Genomic DNA, 16,822 nt, shown 5'->3' with positions numbered 1-16,822 from the left:
ATTCCTTTAGCGTTTTTTAACAAGCATGGTCGTTGAAATTTGAGCGATAGAATCTTCAGCCCTTAAAATCTCAAACCCTGCGTTTTTTAATTCAAATTTCAAACCCTCCAAACTCAAAAACCCCTCAATGGATTGCGGTAAATAAGAATAAGCGCCATAATTCTTACTGATAGCCCCTCCCACTAAAGGCAAAACCTTATTCGTGTAAAACCCTGAGATTTTATCCAGCCATGTGGGGTTGTCTTTTTTTAAAAATTCTAAAATCACTAAAACGCCCCTAGGCTTTAACACCCTAAAAAACTCTTTTAAAGCTTCTTGTCTTTCCACGATATTACGCAAGCCATACGCAATGGAGAGGATATCCACGCTGTTATTTTCAACACCTTTTAAATCTTTAGCTTGAGCTTGGATGAAAGAAGCTTTGTTCTCAAGCTTTTTTTCAGCCAACGCAAGCATATTATTAGAGGGGTCAATCCCCAAACATTCCTTAAACTCTATGCCGCAATTGAGAGCGCTTTTTTGCCAAGCCACAAGCATATCCCCCGTCCCGCATGCCACATCCACAAGCCTTAACGCTTTCTTGTTTTCCAAAAACAAAAACGCATGCTCGCAAGCCCTTTGGCGCCATTTAATGTCTAATCCAAAACTCATCAAGCGGTTGGCTTGATCGTAAGAGCTGGCTATATCATCAAACATGTTGATGATTTTTTCTTGCTTGAGGTGCTTTTCTTTCTTCATGACTTTTCTTTTTTCATGGCTTGTCTTTAAAAAGGCTTGATAACCACTAAAATCACAATGAGAATCATTAAAATCGTGGGTATTTCATTAAACACGCGATAAAACCTTGCGTTTCTTCTTGTAGGGTCTTTTTCCAGCTCGCGCATGCATTTTTTGCAATAAAAATGATAGGCTAAAAGTAAGATCACTAAAGCCAACTTAGCATGCAACCAACCCCCACTTTTAAAGAGTGTAGGCTCTATCAACAACATTAAAATCCCTGTGATAAGCGTGAAACCCATAGCCGGTGAAGCGATAAAGGAATAAAGCTTTTTTTCTTGGATTTTAACCACTCCTACAAACTCCTTTTTATGTGCGTTTTCTGCATGATAGACAAAAAGGCGCGGCAAATAAAATAACGCCGCCATCCACGAAATGACCGCTATCACATGGAAAGCCTTAACCCATAAAAAATACCCGCTCAAAAATTCCATTCACTCTCCCTAATTTATCTTATTTTGTTGTAAAAACGCTTGCAAATTTTCTCTTGCACCGCTGATTTCCACTTCCACGCTTTGGTTTGAAAAATTCTTTTTGCTTAATTGTAAGCTAAATTTCTTAATTTCACGCTGAAGAGCGTCTAATTCTTTGTAAGAATAATGAGCGCTTAAAGTTTCTAACTCCACAAAATCCTTCAAAGCGTTTTCTTTTTGAGCGTTTTCTACGCACAATAACGCGCTAGTAGCATAAGCTTTCATCAAGCCCCCCACCCCTAAAAGCGTGCCTCCAAAATAACGCACGCTCACTAATCCTATATTGATTAAATCCTTTCGCTTTAAAACGCTAAGCACAGGCATCCCTGAACTCCCTTTAGGCTCGCCATCATCGCTAAAACCCTCCGTGATTTTGCCCTCTAAGGAATAGCGGAACGCCGTTACAAAATGCGCGGCTTTAAAATGCTCTTTTTTCAATTGTAAAAGAGTTTTTTCAAAATCATCAAAAGGCATAAGATACCCTAAAAAGCGAGACGCTTTAATCTGGTGCTTGGAAGTGATGAGGTTTTTAAGCGTTTTCACAAGCTTTCTTTAAAGAGCTGAGTTTGAACACGCACCCTATAAAACTCGCAATAAAAATCGCAATAAGCGCATAAAAATGGATAGAAACATCTATAAATTCCGCATGCATTTGATTCAATCGCCCGAGCAAACTAATCCCATGATAAGCTGGCACTATTTGAACAAAAACCTGCAAATAAGAGGGCAAGGATTCAAAAGGCCACACAAAACCCATCATAAAAATCAAGGGCAAAGAAGAAATCAAAACGATTTGAGTGGTGTGGGCTTCATTTTTGATCCATGCGCCTAAAAACGACCCCAAACTCAAGGTTGCAAGCATGAAGATGGAGCTATTCAAAAACACCATTAAAGCGCTTCCATGCCGTTCGATCCCATAAAAAGAAAACAGCGCCCCAAAATACCATAAAATAAAAACGCTAAACGCCGCCATAAACACCAAGAGTCTTGCACACAGCCTTAAAGCGATTTGCTTTTTATCTAAAAGGGCCAATTCCAAACGCCTGGAGCTAGTAAACATGCTGCTTGCAATGAGCATCACCTGGTGCAAAATGAAAATAAACACGCTAGAGAGCGCGTAATTCAAATACCCCTCACTAGGGTTATACAAGGCGATAGGCCTGATTTTAATCCCGTCTGTCCCTAATTCAGCTTCTTCTATTTGGGCGTTGCGTTTGAACCTTATTTCATCATTTAAAGCGTTGATGCTCTCCACCACCGCATTCGCTAACGCGCCATAAATCAAAAAGTAATTGGAGTTCGCATAAAAATCTATCGTTACAGGCACTTGTTTGTGGATATTGGCTTCAAAATGCGAAGGGATGTGCAAGATCCCATAAATTTCTTCTTCTTTCAAAAGCTTTTTAGCTTCTAACATAGAGGGGCTAAAAAAAGCGATCTCTAATTCGTTGGAGCTTTGCGCCATGAAGGCTAATTGCCTGGAAAGAAAGGAATTGTCTTCATCTACAAGGGCGATTTTTTGCTGCGTTACGATGTCTTTCAAATAAGGCAAAGGGTATAATAAGCCATAGATTAAAGGAGCGCCTATAAGGATTAACAAAACGCCTTTATGAGAAACAATAGCCCTTAATTCCATTAAAAGGATTTTAAAAAAATTCATGCGCTAGCCCTATCTTTTTTAAAAGAAAAATAAAAAATCAAAAGCCCTAAAGCTAAAAAAATCAAAAAGAACACAAGCGGCATTAGAGAATTTAAAGACTCGGTAAAATCCGTCTTATAGTAAGCCTCTTGTAAAAAGAACTTCATAAAATGGCTAATAGGCAAGCAATGGCTCCAAAAATCCCCAAAAATTTCCATGTTGTTTTGCGGGTAAGTTACCCCAGCAAACGCAAAGCTTGGAGCGGTATAGACCCCAATCGCACCCGCAGTTTCAATAACGCTTTTTGAAATGCCATAAACTAGCACCACAAACCCGCTCATAATAAGCGCCATTAAAACTACCGCCAAAAAGACCAACAACAAATGCGCATAATTCCCCTGCATGCCAATGAAATTAAAATAAAACGCCATGCCCATCCCCCAAAAACTAAACACGCACACATTCGCTACAATACTGATTAAAAGCTCGCGCATGTTAGAGATTTTTTGAATGAAATTGAGCATGCCAATTGCAATAAAAATAAGCCACATGCAAGGCAGCATCACGCTTAAAAGGTATTGCGTGTAATTGTTTTCTTCATTGTATAGGGCATGCAATTGGAGAATGATGGGCATCGCTTGGGCTTTAGCAGAAATCAAATTAGAATCTCGCACTAAGGCTTTAGTGGCTAAAGTTTTAGCGTCTAAGGTCAAAGCGGTTTGCAAAAAGGCGTTTTTGAGCGTTTTCCCCACCAAAACGTATTCTGCATTATAATAAAACGGCAGATCAATCTTTCGCCCCATTTTGATTTTTTTCTCTAAATCTTTAGGCAAAACCAACGCCCCATACACTTCAGCGGAATTTAAAAAGCGTTTGGCTTCTAAAAGGCTAGTAACCTGGTGTTTGATTTGAAGCGCGCTTGTAGCGCCTAATTCAAACGCTACCTGATGGCTTGTCGTGGTCTTATCCAAATCCACCACCACGATAGGGAGCTGTCTTGGGATTTCTTGTTTAAAGATTTGCGTGCCTAAAACCCCTAAACAAAAAGGCAATATAAAACACACGATAAACAAGAACTTGTCTTGCAAAACCCATGCGCTCATCAATCTTAACAAGGCGATCCTTTAAGGCTTAATGGTAACTAACACGCTCATTCCTACCCTAAAATTTTCCAGCTTTTCTAAGGGTATGGCCTCCACTTCATAGCTTTTCATGTCGTAAGTGTTGGAATTATTCGTCGCTTTCCAGGTCGCAAAATCCCCCATCACGCTCAAGTATTTCACCCTAAATCTCGCGCTTTTTTTCAACGCCGGGATATAGCCTTCAAATTCCTTACCCACTTTAAAATCGCTCAAATACTTTTCAGGCACGCTGATTTTTAGCCAACTATCTTTTAAATCAATCATTAACACCACAGGAAAACCTTTAGGGCTAAGCTCGCCACCGCTTAAAAGCACATTGCTCACCTCCCCATCAATAGGGGCTGTCGCTTTGACATCTTTTAAGTAGGATTCCACTTCATTCACCTGCCCTAACGCCGCGCTCTCTTTGGCTTTAGCGGCAATCTTACTTTCAGAGCTTGCACCCCCTAAAGCCATTTTATACTTTTGATAAGCCGCGCTTTCGTTGTATTTGGTGCTTTCATAGGCCGCATAAGCTTCATCGCGCTTTTGCAAACTCGCCACGCCATTATCGTATAAATCTTGGACGCGCTTGTAAGTTTCTTTAGCTAAAGTCGCTTGAGATTTTGCCGCTTGCCAAATATCTCTAGCCGAATTAATTGTCTCATCTCTAGAGCCTCTTTTGACCTCATCGCTAAGCGCTTTAGCGGCTTTATGCCCGGCTTCGGCTTGAGCGAGCTTGGCTTCTAATTCAGGGCTAGAAATGCTAAAAACCAAATCGCCTTTTTTAATGCGATCGCCTTTTTTAACAAACACCTTTTCAATGCGCCCAGGGACTTTGGAGCTCACGCTGTATTCTCTGGCCTCCAAAAACCCTTGCAACACTTCAGCCTTAGGGCGATAAGCTAAATAAAAAAGCACGATTAGCCCTAACAATAAAGCCCCACCCCCTGTAAGAATCGCTTTATTTTTATCCAACATGCTATTTGACATGATTTTTTCCTTCAATAAACAAATTCATAAAATAAATCAATATGATCGCTCAACGCCATTAAATTCGCTAATGAAACAATGTATTTATAAGCCACGCTTTTTTGCTCCACAATAATAGAAGAAAGCGTGTTCCTTGCGTCAATGACTTGCGCGTTCGTGCTTAAGCCTTGTAAGAAAGCCTGCTCTTGGAGTTTTAAATTTTCCTTGGCTAATTCCACGCTAGAAAGCAAGCTTTTGTATTCTTTCAAATAAGAAAGCGTCTCTTTATAAGTCTTATTCACTAGCAATTCCATGTTTTTTTTAGCCTGAATTTGCTCGCTACTGGCTTGCAACTCGGCTAATTTGCTCGCTTGGTATTTTTGGATACGCCCTGTGGGGGAGAGTATGGGCATGCGCCCAGCCACGCCCACAAACCAATTAGGGATCATGTCTTCAAACACCGAATTGTTTTGTTTCATGAGATAAGAGCCAAAAAAATGCACTTGGGGCAAGAATTTAGCGATCTGTAATTTCGTGTTTTCTCTAGAAATTTGAACCTGGTTTTCTAAAGTTTTTAAAGCCGGGTAAGAATTGAGCGTGGAAGCAACAAAAAAGCTCAAATCGGGCAGATTTTTCTCGGTGTGGATCTCCAATTTGCTTGAAGGCGCTAGATCGTCCTTGCTAGATAAAATGGAATTGAACGAGAGTTGCGAAACTTCTAACACGTCTTTAGCCTTAACGCTAGCGATATGGGCCTTATCATAAGCCACTTGAGCGCCTAAGGTTTCTACCCTAGCGATTTGCCCTACTTTTTGCATTTTCAAAGCGTTTTGGAAATGCTTATAATGGCCTTTTTCCACCTCTTCTAAAGTTTCAGCCACTTCTGCGTTTAACACCATGCCATAATACACGCTCACAAGCTCTTGAAAAGTGGAAAGCTTTTTCAAGCGATACACTTCATTGGCGTCTTTTTGCATCAAATCCGCAATGCGCACCATCGTGAATCTTGCCCCACCCATATACAGGGGATAAATAATGCTCAAAGCCCCAATCACCACATTTTGCTTAGAAAACAATAAGGGGGCTTCTAAAGTGCTGCTCAAAGCCCCAAAGCCTTGCATCACCCCTTGCATGCCCGCTTGGATTTGAGGGGTTAATACTTGAGGGGGGATATTTTGCTGGATGTTTTGCAAGCCTTGATGGATCTGGTTGGTGGCTTTTTGCACGCCCGGTTGTTTTTGGCTGGCAAAATCCATTTTAATGGGGTTAGAAAGATACACGTAAAAAGCGCTCAAATCAATTTGAGGCAAAAAAGAAAGCTTAGCCGCTAATTTCATTTTACTCGCTCGCTTAATGGCGTATTCTTGCGCATGCAAGCCTTCATGGTTAGACAATACCCTAGCCCATGCGTTTTTTAAGGAGAGTTTTTGGGCGTTAGGGTGGTTCAAAGGTAGGCTGTCTTCAGCCAAATTCAAAGAAGAAGGCTCGGTTTGAGAGATCCCATCAACAGCGCTTAAAGAGCTATTAAATAATAAGCCCAATACAAAGAGGGTTGTTTTTTTCATGCTTCATTTTCTCCCTGATCTTGTTTAACCGCTTTTAAGCGTTTTATCCTAGCCCCATCCACGCTTAAGACTTCAAAAGAATACCCATGCGAAACGATTGTATCCCCCTCCATAGGCATGCGCTCTAACAAGCTAAAAACATAGCCCCCAAGCGTTACCTGCTCGCATTCTTTGTCAAATTGGATGTGAAGCACTTCTTCTACGCTCTCTAAATCCAGCATGCCTTCTAATTCAAACACGCCCTCTTCAAGCTTGTTCACGCCCTCTTGTTTTAAATCGTATTCGTCGCTAATCTCGCCCATGATCTCTTCAATAATGTCTTCCATAGTGAGCAGCCCAGCTGTGCCGCCGTATTCATCAATCACCAAAGCGGTATGGATTTGCTCTTTTTTCATTTTGATAAGGATTTGAGAAATGGAAGCGCTTTCAGGGACGATGATCATTTTCCTAACGATTTGCTTGAAATCATGCATTTTGGGGGTGAAAATAGAGCGAGAAAGCAAATCCCTAATATGCACCATGCCGATAATGTTATCCTTAGAACCCTTACAATAAGGGTAGCGCGTGAAGCGGCTTTTTAAAACAATGTCTATATTTTCTTCATAGCTGTTTTCTTCGTCCAAACACACCATGTCTTTTCGTGGGGTCATGATTTCTTTAGCGCTCGTGTCAGAAAAATCCACCGCGTTTTTAATGATTTCGCCCTCTACCGAATCAATAATGCCCTCTCTCAAACTCTCGCCCACAATGATTTTTAACTCTTCTTCAGAATGCGTGCCGTCATGCTCTTTAGGATTGATGCCCATCTTTTTCAAAAAAAAATGAGCGATCACATCAAACAAACGCACCACCGGATAAAACACCACCCAAAACACATGCAAAGGGCGCGCGGCAAAAAGGGTGGCTTTTTCAGATTTAGCGATCGCTAAAGATTTAGGCACAATCTCGCCCAGCACGACATGCAAAAAAGTGATGCTTAAAAACGCTATAACCACGCTCATTGAATGGATAAAAATAGGATTTTCTCTCAAATTCATAGACTCAAACAGCGCGGCTAACAATTTTGCAATAGCGGGCTCACCCACCCAGCCTAAAGCTAATGAAGAAAGGGTGATGCCTAACTGCGTAGCGCTCAAATAAGTGTCTAGTCTTTGACTCATCTTTAAAGCGAGTTTAGCGTTGGAATTACCGATTTTAACCAGCTCTTCTAAGCGGGTTTTACGCACTTTCACAAGGGCAAACTCTGAAAGCACAAAAAAAGCGTTCAACAGCACCAATAAAAAAGCAACCATCAACATCAAAATCGACTCAGACGGATCCAAATAAGCTCCTTGATTCCTCCCCATAACTTTAAACCTAAAACCTAACGATAAATATAAAATATATAAAATCTCAGAATTTTAACATAAAAGATTAAGCCTAACTTTAAAAATCAAGCCTTTAAAAACCCTAGAAATACTTTTCTATAAAACCAAGAGCCACAAACAGAAGCGCGCCTAAAAGTGCAGAAACCGGCACAGTTACCAACCAAGCGGTAACAATCTTTTTTAAAATGGAGCGTTTGATCACCTCTTCTTTATACACTTTTTTAAGCGACTTTTTTTCTTTCTTTTTCAATTCCAAAGCGATGGCGGTGTTTTTGCTTTTTTTCAAGCTCTCTAGCATGAGCGATTTTTCTTTCAAATTGGCTTTATCAAAGCGTTCTAAAAAACCTTCAATTTCTTCTAAATCTTCCCCAAAGTGTGCGGCTACAATGTTGTCTCTGATTCTGGCAAAACGCCTTCTTGATTGCTCTCTTAAGCGCTCTCTTAAAAAGCCCACCCCAAACACCGCGCCCACCACAATATGCGTAGAGCTTACGGGCAAGCCTAATTGAGAGGCTAAAAGCACGGTGATGACTGCAGAAAGTGCGATGCAAAAAGCTTGCATTTTGTCTAATTCTGTGATTTCTGACCCCACCGTTTTAATGAGCTTTGGCCCATACAAGCTCAAGCCTAAAGCGATCCCAGCTGCCCCCACTACCATAATCCACAACGGCACAGAGCTTAAAGTATTCCCCATAGGGCTATTTGCATCTTCTAAAGTTTGACTGATAGCCGCTAAAGGGCCTATAGCGTTAGCCACATCATTAGCCCCATGCGCAAAGCTTAAAAGCGCGGCGGCAAAAATCAAAGGGACATTGAAAAGCTCATTAATGCTTTCATGGCTATTTTCTAATTGCGGGGCTTTTTTTAACACAAATCTTTTAAAAAGGATAAAAATTAAAAGCGCAAGGATACAACCGCAAGCCAGCTGGATTTCAAAACCCACCGCATAGAGGCGTTTTAAAACCTTAACCATCAAATACCAGCTAAAGGCTAAGCTCATCAACGCTACCAAATAAGGCACGACCTTTAAAGCCGCGCTCTTTTTATCTTCTTTATAAGCGATAGTCTTTTTAATGAGCATTAAAAAAAACATGGCTATCAAAGCCCCCATTAAAGGCGAGATTACCCAACTAGCCACAATGCCTGATAAAAAATGCCAATTGACCGCTGCCATTCCAGCTGCTGCCATTCCAGCCCCCATAATCCCCCCCACTACGGAGTGTGAAGTGGAAACGGGAGCGCCTATTAAAGTCGCCACATGCAACCACAACGCCCCACTCAAAAGGCTAGCCAACATGACATTAATGAAAACATGCGCATCATTAATAAATTCAGGCGAAACGATACGGCCCTTAATCGTAGAAACCACTTCCCCCCCAGCAATGATCGCTCCAAGCATTTCGCAAATCGCAGCGATCAAAATCGCCCCACCCATGCTAATGGCTTTAGAGCCTACGGCAGGACCGACATTGTTAGACACATCGTTCGCGCCAATATTCATCGCCATATAGCCCCCAATCACGGCCGCAAAGATGAGCAACAATCCCTTAGAATTAGCCTGCCCAAAAATGAGAGCGAGCAAAGCAGCGCCAATGAGAAACAAAAGAGCGAGAGCGATCTTTAAAGTGTCTTTTTGGAGTTTTTTGGAAGCTTTTTCAAACTCTTTGATGTTTTTAATTTCCATACCGTCATCAAAACCTTATTCTAATAGTGGCTCTATTCTATCCAATTAGCCCTTGAGCCACTCTTAAAAAGCGTTGTTTGATAAAAATGGCTCATTATATGGTATCTTAAAGTAAAATTTTAAAAATAAGGTTTTAAAAAATGATAGAATTTAGCGATGAAGATTTGCAAAAACCGGTGCGTATTGTAATAGAAAAGATCCGCCCTTACTTGCTCAAAGATGGCGGTAATATTGAAGTGCTAGGGGTGAAAAGCATGAAAATTTATGTGGCTTTAGAGGGAGCGTGTAAGACTTGCTCTAGCAGTAAGATCACTTTAAAAAATGTCATTGAAAGGCAGCTTAAAATGGACATTCACCCCAATTTAGAAGTGGTGTGCTTAGAAAACGCTAAGGAGTTTGATAAGCTTTAAGGATTATAGGCATGCAAAAGTTTGATTATGAATTTAAAAAGCGCGCGTTGATTAAAGATGGCTTTTTAGCGTTCAAGCAAGCCCATTACGCTGAAGCGTTACGCCTTTTTTCTGAAGTTTTGTTTTTGGATAAAGACAACCAAAAAGCCAAAGTGGGGGCGTTATTAAGCGACATCGCTAAGGATTTCCCTAAAGAAGCCCATAGTTTTTATGAATTGTATCAAAGCCTGATCGCTATGCAAAAACGGAGTTTAAAAAACCAGGCTGAAGAGCAAATCATCAATTTGATCGCTTCTTTTGATGAGGGATTGAACCAAATGACTGAAAAGATTGACGCACAAATTTCTCAAAAAGGCGAGGAGTTGAATGGCATTTTGTATGCGGATTTCAAACGCTTGAGCTTGGAGCGCGGTTTTAAGGAGGCGTTTGAAGATTTGATGTTCAGCTCTAGGGTGATTTTTGACAATAAAGAGGATTTTTATGAATTTTTGAAAGAATTGAACCACTATGGCTATTATGAATTAGCAATCAATTACATTGAAAACATGCATGAAGATTCTTTTATTTACGATAAATTTTTGCGTTCTCTTTTAGAAGACGCCTTAAAATCCAATAAGGCTTAAAAAATGAAACTTAAAAAAACCCTAACTTATCGCAACCACACCTATTCTTTTTTAAGCGATAACACGAATGAAGTTTTAGAAAACCCTGAAGAAATTCTTTTTGTCAAAACGCCTTTAAATGAAAAATACTCTCCTTTAATTGCAGAAAAAAACCTAGCTATTTTAGATTCTAACGAGCTTAAAAACTACTTTGATTTTAAGATTAAAATTGTAGGGATTACTGGCACTAATGGTAAAACGACCACAGCGAGTTTGATGTATTCCTTGCTCTTAGATTTGAATAAAAAGACCGCTCTTTTAGGCACAAGAGGGTTTTTTATTAACGATGAACGCATCAAAGAAAAGGGCTTGACCACGCCCACTCTTTTAGAGCTTTATAGCGATTTAGAAGAAGCGATTCGTTTGGGGTGTGAATACTTTATCATGGAAGTGAGCTCCCATGCGATTGTCCAAAAGCGCATCGCTGGGCTTGATTTTGCTCTTAAAATCTTAACCAATATCACAAGCGATCATTTAGATTTCCATCAAAATATAGAAAATTACAGAGACGCTAAAAACAGCTTTTTTAAAGATGAGGGCTTGAAAGTGATCAACAGAGATGAAACAAACGCCCTTTTTAACCCCATTAACGCGCACACTTACGCGCTAGATAAAAAAGCGCATTTAAACGTTCAAGCCTTTTCGCTCAACCCCTTTATTAGCGCGTCTTTATGCTACCAACAAGATTTAAGAGATCCCAATCTTAAAGAAGTCGCCCTTATGCATTCCCCCCTTTTAGGGCGTTACAACCTTTATAATATTTTAGCGGGCGTTTTAGGGGTTAAATTACTCACTCAATTACCGCTAGAAGTAGTCGCGCCGTTATTAGAAAACTTTTATGGGGTGAAGGGGCGTTTGGAAATTGTGCATTCTAAACCTTTAGTGATCGTGGATTTTGCCCACACCACAGACGGCATGCAACAAGTCTTTGAAAGCTTTAAAAATCAAAAAATCACCGCTCTTTTTGGGGCAGGGGGCGATAGGGATAAAACCAAGCGCCCTGAAATGGGAGCAGTAGCGAGCTATTACGCGCATAAAATCATCTTAACTTCAGACAACCCCAGAAGCGAAAACGAAGAAGACATTATCAAGGATATTTTAAAAGGCATCAATGATTCTTCTAAAGTCATTGTAGAAAAAGACCGAAAAAAAGCCATTTTAAACGCTTTAGAAAATTTAAAAGACGATGAGGTGTTATTGATTTTAGGCAAGGGCGATGAAAACACTCAAATCTTTAAAGACAAAACGATTTTTTTTAGCGACCAAGAAGTCGTTAAAAGCTATTACCAACATTTAAAACAAGGATAAAACATGCAAGAATTCAGTTTGTGGTGCGATTTTATAGAAAGGGATTTTTTAGAAAACGACTTTTTAAAGCTCATCAATAAGGGGGCTATTTGCGGGGCGACGAGTAACCCTAGTTTGTTTTGTGAAGCGATCACAAAAAGCGCGTTTTATCAAGATGAAATCGCTAAACTCAAAGGCAAAAAAGCTAAAGAAATTTATGAAACTTTGGCGCTAAAGGATATTTTACAAGCTTCTAGTGCGTTAATGCCTTTGTATGAAAAAGACCCTAATAATGGCTACATTAGCCTAGAAATTGACCCCTTTTTAGAAGATGATGCCGTTAAAAGCATTGATGAAGCCAAGCGGCTATTCAAAACATTAAACCGCCCTAATGTGATGATTAAAGTCCCAGCGAGCGAAAGCGCTCTTGAAGTGATTAGCGCTTTAACTAAAGCCTCTATCCCCATTAATGTAACTTTAGTCTTTTCGCCTAAAATTGCCGGTGAAACCGCTCAAATCTTAGCCAAAGAAGCGCAAAAAAGAGCGGTCATTAGCGTGTTTGTCTCACGATTTGACAAAGAAATAGACCCTTTAGTGCCAAAAAATTTGCAAGCTCAAAGCGGGATTATCAACGCTACCGAGTGCTATTATCAAATCCATCAGCATACTAATACGCTAATAAGCACCCTTTTTGCATCCACGGGCGTTAAATCCAATTCTTTAGCTAAAGATTATTACATTAAAGCGCTGTGTTTTAAAAACTCTATCAATACAGCCCCCCTAGAGGCTTTAAACGCTTATTTGCTTGACCCAAACACCGAGTATCAAACCCCTTTAAAAATTACAGAAATTGAAGCGTTTAAAAAAGGATTAAAAGCACAAAACATTGATTTAGAAAACACCGCTCAAAAACTCCTTAAAGAAGGCTTGATAGCGTTCAAACAATCCTTTGAAAAGCTTTTAAGCAGTTTTTGATTTTTAAGGGTTTTTTGGATAAAATAAGCCCTTATTTTATTTTAAAGGATTGACATGTTAGAAGGCGTTATTAGAGAGAGTATTACTAAAGCTAACGCTAAAGCTTTAAAAAAAGATGGCTATCTAATCGCAAATATTTATGGAAAGGGTGTTGAAAATGTGAATGGCGCGTTCAAATTAAACCCTTTCATTAAATACCTTAAGGAAAAAAAGCATTTGATTTTCCCAGTGAAATTAGGGGATAAGACTTTTGAAGTCGTGGTTCAAGAATACCAAAAAAACCCTGTTACTAACGAGCTTATCCATGTGGATTTACTCGCTGTTACTAAGGGCGTGAAGTCTAAGTTTAAAGTCCCTGTTAAACACCAAGGCACTCCGGTGGGCTTGAAAAATAAAGGGATTTTAATGCTCTCTAAAAAGCGTATCAGCGTGGAATGCGCTCCAGAGCATTTGCCCGATCACTATTTAGTGGATGTGGCCCCTTTAGACGTGAATGAGTCTATTTTGGTGCGCGATTTAGAAAAACACGAGAATGTTAAGATTTTAGATCATGATTCTATCGCTGTGATCGGTGTGATTAAAGCGAAGTGATTTTTAGGTGATGACGCTTTTAGTGGGTTTAGGCAACCCTACTTTGCGTTACGCTCACACCAGACACAACGCTGGTTTTGATATTTTAGATTCGCTCGTTAGCGAATTGGATCTTTCTTTCGCTTTTTCTCCCAAACACAACGCTTGTTTATGCATTTATAAGGATTTTATCTTACTCAAGCCCCAAACTTACATGAATTTGAGCGGCGAGAGCGTTTTAAGCGCTAAAAATTTTTACAAAATTAAAGAGCTTTTAATTGTCCATGACGACTTGGATTTACCTTTAGGCGTTGTGAGGTTTAAAAAGGGTGGGGGGAATGGGGGGCATAATGGCTTAAAGTCCATTGATTTATTATGTTCAAATTCTTATTACCGCTTGAGGGTGGGGATTTCTAAAGGGATTGGCGTGATTGAGCATGTGCTTTCAAAATTCCACAAAAACGAAGAGCCTTTAAAAAACGCTGTGTTTGAACATGCCAAAAACGCCTTAAAATTTTTTATAGAAAGCCATGATTTTAACGCCATGCAAAATCGTTTCACGCTTAAAAAACCTTTAAAAATAGAAAGTTAAATGCGCTCTATCAAAAGTTTTAAGTTTGTATCGTGGTTTGAATAAGGGTTTAAAGTGCGTTTGTTTAGATTTGTGGGGTGGTATTATTTCAAATACTTTTTAATCGTGCTTTTGGCTTTGGAATTGTTTTTTGTAGGCATTGACAGCCTAAAATACGCCGATAAAATGCCCGATTCTGCGAACATGATTATCTTATTTTTCACCTATGACATCTTATTCGCCCTCAATTACACCTTGCCCATTTCCTTGCTTTTAGCGATGGTTTTATTTTATATCGCATTCATTAAATCCAACCAATACACCGCCCTGCTCTCCATTGGCTTTTCCAAATGCCAGATTTTAAGCCCTATTTTTTTGATTAGCTTATTTTTCACGGCTGTTTATGTGGGGTTGAACGCGACTCCTTTTGTGTATATGGAAGAAAAAACGCAAAATTTGATCTATAAAGACAATTCTTTGAGCGTCTCAGAGCATTTGTTAGTGAAATACAACGATGATTACGTGTATTTTGATAAGATTAATCCCTTATTGCAAAAAGCCCAAAACATCAAGGTTTTTCGCCTAAAAGATAAGACTTTGGAATCTTATGCTGAAGCTAAAGAAGCTTTTTTTGAAGACAAGTATTGGATTTTGCATGACACTACTATCTATGAGATGCCCTTAAGTTTTGAACTGGGCACAAACGCTTTAAGCACCACGCGTTTAGAAACCTTTAAAACGCTCAAAAATTTCCGCCCTAAAGTTTTGGACACCATTTATCAAAACAAGCCTGCGGTTTCTATCACAGACGCTCTTTTATCCTTGCATGCTTTAGTGCGCCAAAATGCGGACACGAAAAAAGTGCGCTCGTTTTTGTATGTGTTTGCGATTTTGCCCTTTTTTGTGCCGTTTTTAAGCGTTTTAATCGCTTATTTTTCGCCCAGTCTCGCCCGCTATGAAAACCTGGCTCTTTTAGGGCTAAAGTTTATCATTATCACGCTCGTTGTTTGGGGGCTATTCTTTGCTTTAGGGAAGTTCAGCATTTCAGGGATACTCATTCCTGAAATAGGCGTGCTATCGCCCTTTTTCGTATTCTTAGCCCTCAGTCTTTGGTATTTTAAAAAGCTTAATAAGAGATTGTGATTTTTAAATCTTATATGTTACTAAGTGGTTTTATTCTCTTAGTTTAAAGGTGGCTAGTGGAAAGATTTAATCTAAAAAACCGCCGGTATATCGGCTCAAAAACCAAGCTTATAGAGTGGGTATTTGGGAGTTTAAAATTAAATAATATCAAAAGCGTGTGCGATATTTTTGCCGGAAGTGGGGTAGTGGCTGGTCAATTTGCCACTATTCCTAACATTAAAAACATTATTATAAATGATATTTTATTTTCTAATGAAATCATTTATCATGCTTTTTTTAGGGGGCAAGACGCTGATTTTAAGATGCTTGAAGAGTTGAAAGAATATTATACTCAAGCTTTAAAGCTAGAAGAAAATTATTTTAGCCAACATTTTAGCGACAAATTTTTCAGCTATAAAGATTGCGTCAAAATCGGTAGCATTAGAGAGCATATAGAAAGCTTGAATTTAGATAAATTAAATAAAGATATTTTATTAACAAGCTTGATTTATTCAATGGATAAGATAGCTAACACGGTAGGGCATTATGAAGCTTATAGGAAAAAAGAGATTTTGCAAGATAGATTTATTTTTGAGCTTATTAGCCCTATAAAGCATGATAAAAATATCATGATAGAGAGAAAAAACGCTAACGAATTGGCTAAAACCTTAAAAATAGACTTAGTCTTTATTGACCCTCCATACAATTCAAGGCAATACAGCCGGTTTTATCATCTCTATGAAAACCTAGTGCAGTGGAAAAAACCCAAACTCTATGGAACAGCTTTAAAGCCATTATGCGAGAACATGAGCGAATATTGTCGCTCTAATGCCAAGAAAGAATTGAGCGATTTGATTGAAAAACTAGATTGTAAAAGGATTGCTTTAACTTATAATAATACCTATAATTCTAAGTCTAGCTCTTCGCAAAATAAAATAGGCTTTAAAGATTTAGTGGAAATTTTAAGCCGAAAAGGAAAATTAAGCGTTAAAGAAAAGGCTCATAGTTTTTTTAATTCAGGAAAAACTGATTTTAAAGAGCATAAAGAATTTTTATTTATAGTGGAAGTGAAACCTTGAAAAAAGGCATTCGTTCTCCCTTTTTCTATGTAGGGGATAAATATAAACTCATGCCACAACTCAATAAACTATTCCCAAATAACATTAATCAATTTATTGAGCCTTTTGTGGGTGGGGGTAGCGTGTTTTTAAACACTAAGGCTAAAAGATACTTAGCTAACGACATAGATACCAATATTATCAATTTACATAAAACTTTAAGCAAGTTCAATACTTGTGAGCTTTTTGATGAATTGTCTAAAATCATCATTCATTATGGCTTGTCTTTCTCTTTTAAGGGGATTACAGCCCCTGATGAATTAAAAAAACAATATATAAAAACTTACTACGCTAAATACAATAAATTAGCTTATGAAAAACTAAGGGCTGATTTTAACTCCAATCAAAACAACATGCTCTATTTGTATTTACTTTTAATTTATGGGTTTAATCACATGATTAGATTTAATTCTAAAGGGCTTTTTAATTTACCTGTAGGTAATGTAGATTTTAATGAAAATGTTTATAATGCCCTAAAAAACTACATAGATTTTATGCAACAAAACACC

At 38.8% G+C, this 16,822-nt stretch carries 18 protein-coding genes; 9 read left to right on the top strand and 9 right to left on the bottom strand.

What is annotated here, in order from left to right; translation table 11 throughout:
* Positions 1 to 6 precede the first annotated feature (6 nt).
* The 9 genes from ubiE to QT74_RS04395 form a co-directional block, all read right to left on the bottom strand.
* Entirely contained in the window at positions 7 to 738 is a 732-nt protein-coding gene (gene ubiE, locus QT74_RS04435) for a bifunctional demethylmenaquinone methyltransferase/2-methoxy-6-polyprenyl-1,4-benzoquinol methylase UbiE (protein WP_033764944.1), read from the bottom strand.
* A 26-nt stretch (positions 739 to 764) separates the two neighbouring features.
* Positions 765 to 1,211 (bottom strand): protoporphyrinogen oxidase HemJ, encoded by a 447-nt coding sequence (hemJ, locus tag QT74_RS04430; RefSeq protein ID WP_033764943.1) that lies wholly within the window; start codon positions 1,209 to 1,211, stop codon positions 765 to 767.
* Between the two features lie 9 nt (positions 1,212 to 1,220).
* Positions 1,221 to 1,793, bottom strand: coding sequence for a YigZ family protein (locus tag QT74_RS04425; protein ID WP_033764941.1), 573 nt, complete (start codon positions 1,791 to 1,793; stop codon positions 1,221 to 1,223).
* Positions 1,780 to 2,910, bottom strand: a complete 1,131-nt coding sequence (locus QT74_RS04420; protein WP_033764938.1) for an ABC transporter permease — start codon at positions 2,908 to 2,910, stop codon at positions 1,780 to 1,782. The genes QT74_RS04425 and QT74_RS04420 overlap by 14 nt, the downstream gene beginning before the upstream one ends.
* Entirely contained in the window at positions 2,907 to 4,004 is a 1,098-nt protein-coding gene (locus QT74_RS04415) for an ABC transporter permease (RefSeq protein WP_033764937.1), read from the bottom strand. Before QT74_RS04415 ends, QT74_RS04420 begins: the two co-directional genes overlap by 4 nt.
* Positions 4,005 to 4,013: 9 nt before the next feature.
* Positions 4,014 to 5,003, bottom strand: a complete 990-nt coding sequence (locus tag QT74_RS04410; RefSeq protein WP_080247175.1) for an HlyD family secretion protein — start codon at positions 5,001 to 5,003, stop codon at positions 4,014 to 4,016.
* A gap of 11 nt (positions 5,004 to 5,014) precedes the next feature.
* Positions 5,015 to 6,547 (bottom strand): TolC family protein, encoded by a 1,533-nt coding sequence (locus tag QT74_RS04405; RefSeq protein WP_033764935.1) that lies wholly within the window; start codon positions 6,545 to 6,547, stop codon positions 5,015 to 5,017.
* Positions 6,544 to 7,893 (bottom strand): hemolysin family protein, encoded by a 1,350-nt coding sequence (locus tag QT74_RS04400; protein WP_033764933.1) that lies wholly within the window; start codon positions 7,891 to 7,893, stop codon positions 6,544 to 6,546. The genes QT74_RS04405 and QT74_RS04400 overlap by 4 nt, the downstream gene beginning before the upstream one ends.
* Before the next feature lie 103 nt (positions 7,894 to 7,996).
* Positions 7,997 to 9,598, bottom strand: a complete 1,602-nt coding sequence (locus QT74_RS04395) for an inorganic phosphate transporter (protein WP_033764931.1) — start codon at positions 9,596 to 9,598, stop codon at positions 7,997 to 7,999.
* A gap of 140 nt (positions 9,599 to 9,738) precedes the next feature.
* Here QT74_RS04395 and QT74_RS04390 point away from each other — a divergent pair, with 140 nt between their 5' ends.
* The 9 genes from QT74_RS04390 to QT74_RS04350 form a co-directional block, all read left to right on the top strand.
* On the top strand, positions 9,739 to 10,008 hold the full coding sequence (locus QT74_RS04390) for a NifU family protein (protein WP_000569296.1): 270 nt from the start codon (positions 9,739 to 9,741) through the stop codon (positions 10,006 to 10,008).
* Positions 10,009 to 10,019: 11 nt separating this feature from the next.
* The gene (locus tag QT74_RS04385; RefSeq protein ID WP_001168590.1) at positions 10,020 to 10,631 is read left to right on the top strand and encodes a hypothetical protein; all 612 of its coding nucleotides are present in this window, start codon (positions 10,020 to 10,022) and stop codon (positions 10,629 to 10,631) included.
* Positions 10,632 to 10,634: 3 nt separating this feature from the next.
* On the top strand, positions 10,635 to 11,978 hold the full coding sequence (locus QT74_RS04380) for a UDP-N-acetylmuramoyl-L-alanyl-D-glutamate--2,6-diaminopimelate ligase (protein WP_033764930.1): 1,344 nt from the start codon (positions 10,635 to 10,637) through the stop codon (positions 11,976 to 11,978).
* Between the two features lie 3 nt (positions 11,979 to 11,981).
* On the top strand, positions 11,982 to 12,932 hold the full coding sequence (gene tal / locus QT74_RS04375; protein ID WP_033764929.1) for a transaldolase: 951 nt from the start codon (positions 11,982 to 11,984) through the stop codon (positions 12,930 to 12,932).
* 54 nt (positions 12,933 to 12,986) lie between these two features.
* On the top strand, positions 12,987 to 13,523 hold the full coding sequence (locus tag QT74_RS04370; protein WP_033764927.1) for a 50S ribosomal protein L25/general stress protein Ctc: 537 nt from the start codon (positions 12,987 to 12,989) through the stop codon (positions 13,521 to 13,523).
* 10 nt (positions 13,524 to 13,533) lie between these two features.
* Entirely contained in the window at positions 13,534 to 14,094 is a 561-nt protein-coding gene (pth, locus tag QT74_RS04365; protein ID WP_033764925.1) for an aminoacyl-tRNA hydrolase, read from the top strand.
* Positions 14,095 to 14,148: 54 nt separating this feature from the next.
* On the top strand, positions 14,149 to 15,216 hold the full coding sequence (locus tag QT74_RS04360) for an LptF/LptG family permease (RefSeq protein ID WP_033764923.1): 1,068 nt from the start codon (positions 14,149 to 14,151) through the stop codon (positions 15,214 to 15,216).
* 56 nt (positions 15,217 to 15,272) lie between these two features.
* Positions 15,273 to 16,274: a DNA adenine methylase gene (locus QT74_RS04355; RefSeq protein WP_033764921.1), complete on the top strand. Its 1,002-nt coding sequence runs from the start codon at positions 15,273 to 15,275 to the stop codon at positions 16,272 to 16,274.
* Positions 16,271 to 16,822, top strand: a 552-nt coding sequence (locus QT74_RS04350; RefSeq protein WP_195742339.1) for a DNA adenine methylase, incomplete at its 3' end; no start/stop codon positions are given. The genes QT74_RS04355 and QT74_RS04350, both read left to right, overlap by 4 nt.

The sequence above is a fragment of the Helicobacter pylori SA213A genome (assembly GCF_000476275.1).
Lineage (GTDB): Bacteria > Campylobacterota > Campylobacteria > Campylobacterales > Helicobacteraceae > Helicobacter > Helicobacter pylori_CL.
Note: the sequence above shows the minus strand (reverse complement) of the source record. Positions and strands in the feature narration are given on the sequence as shown.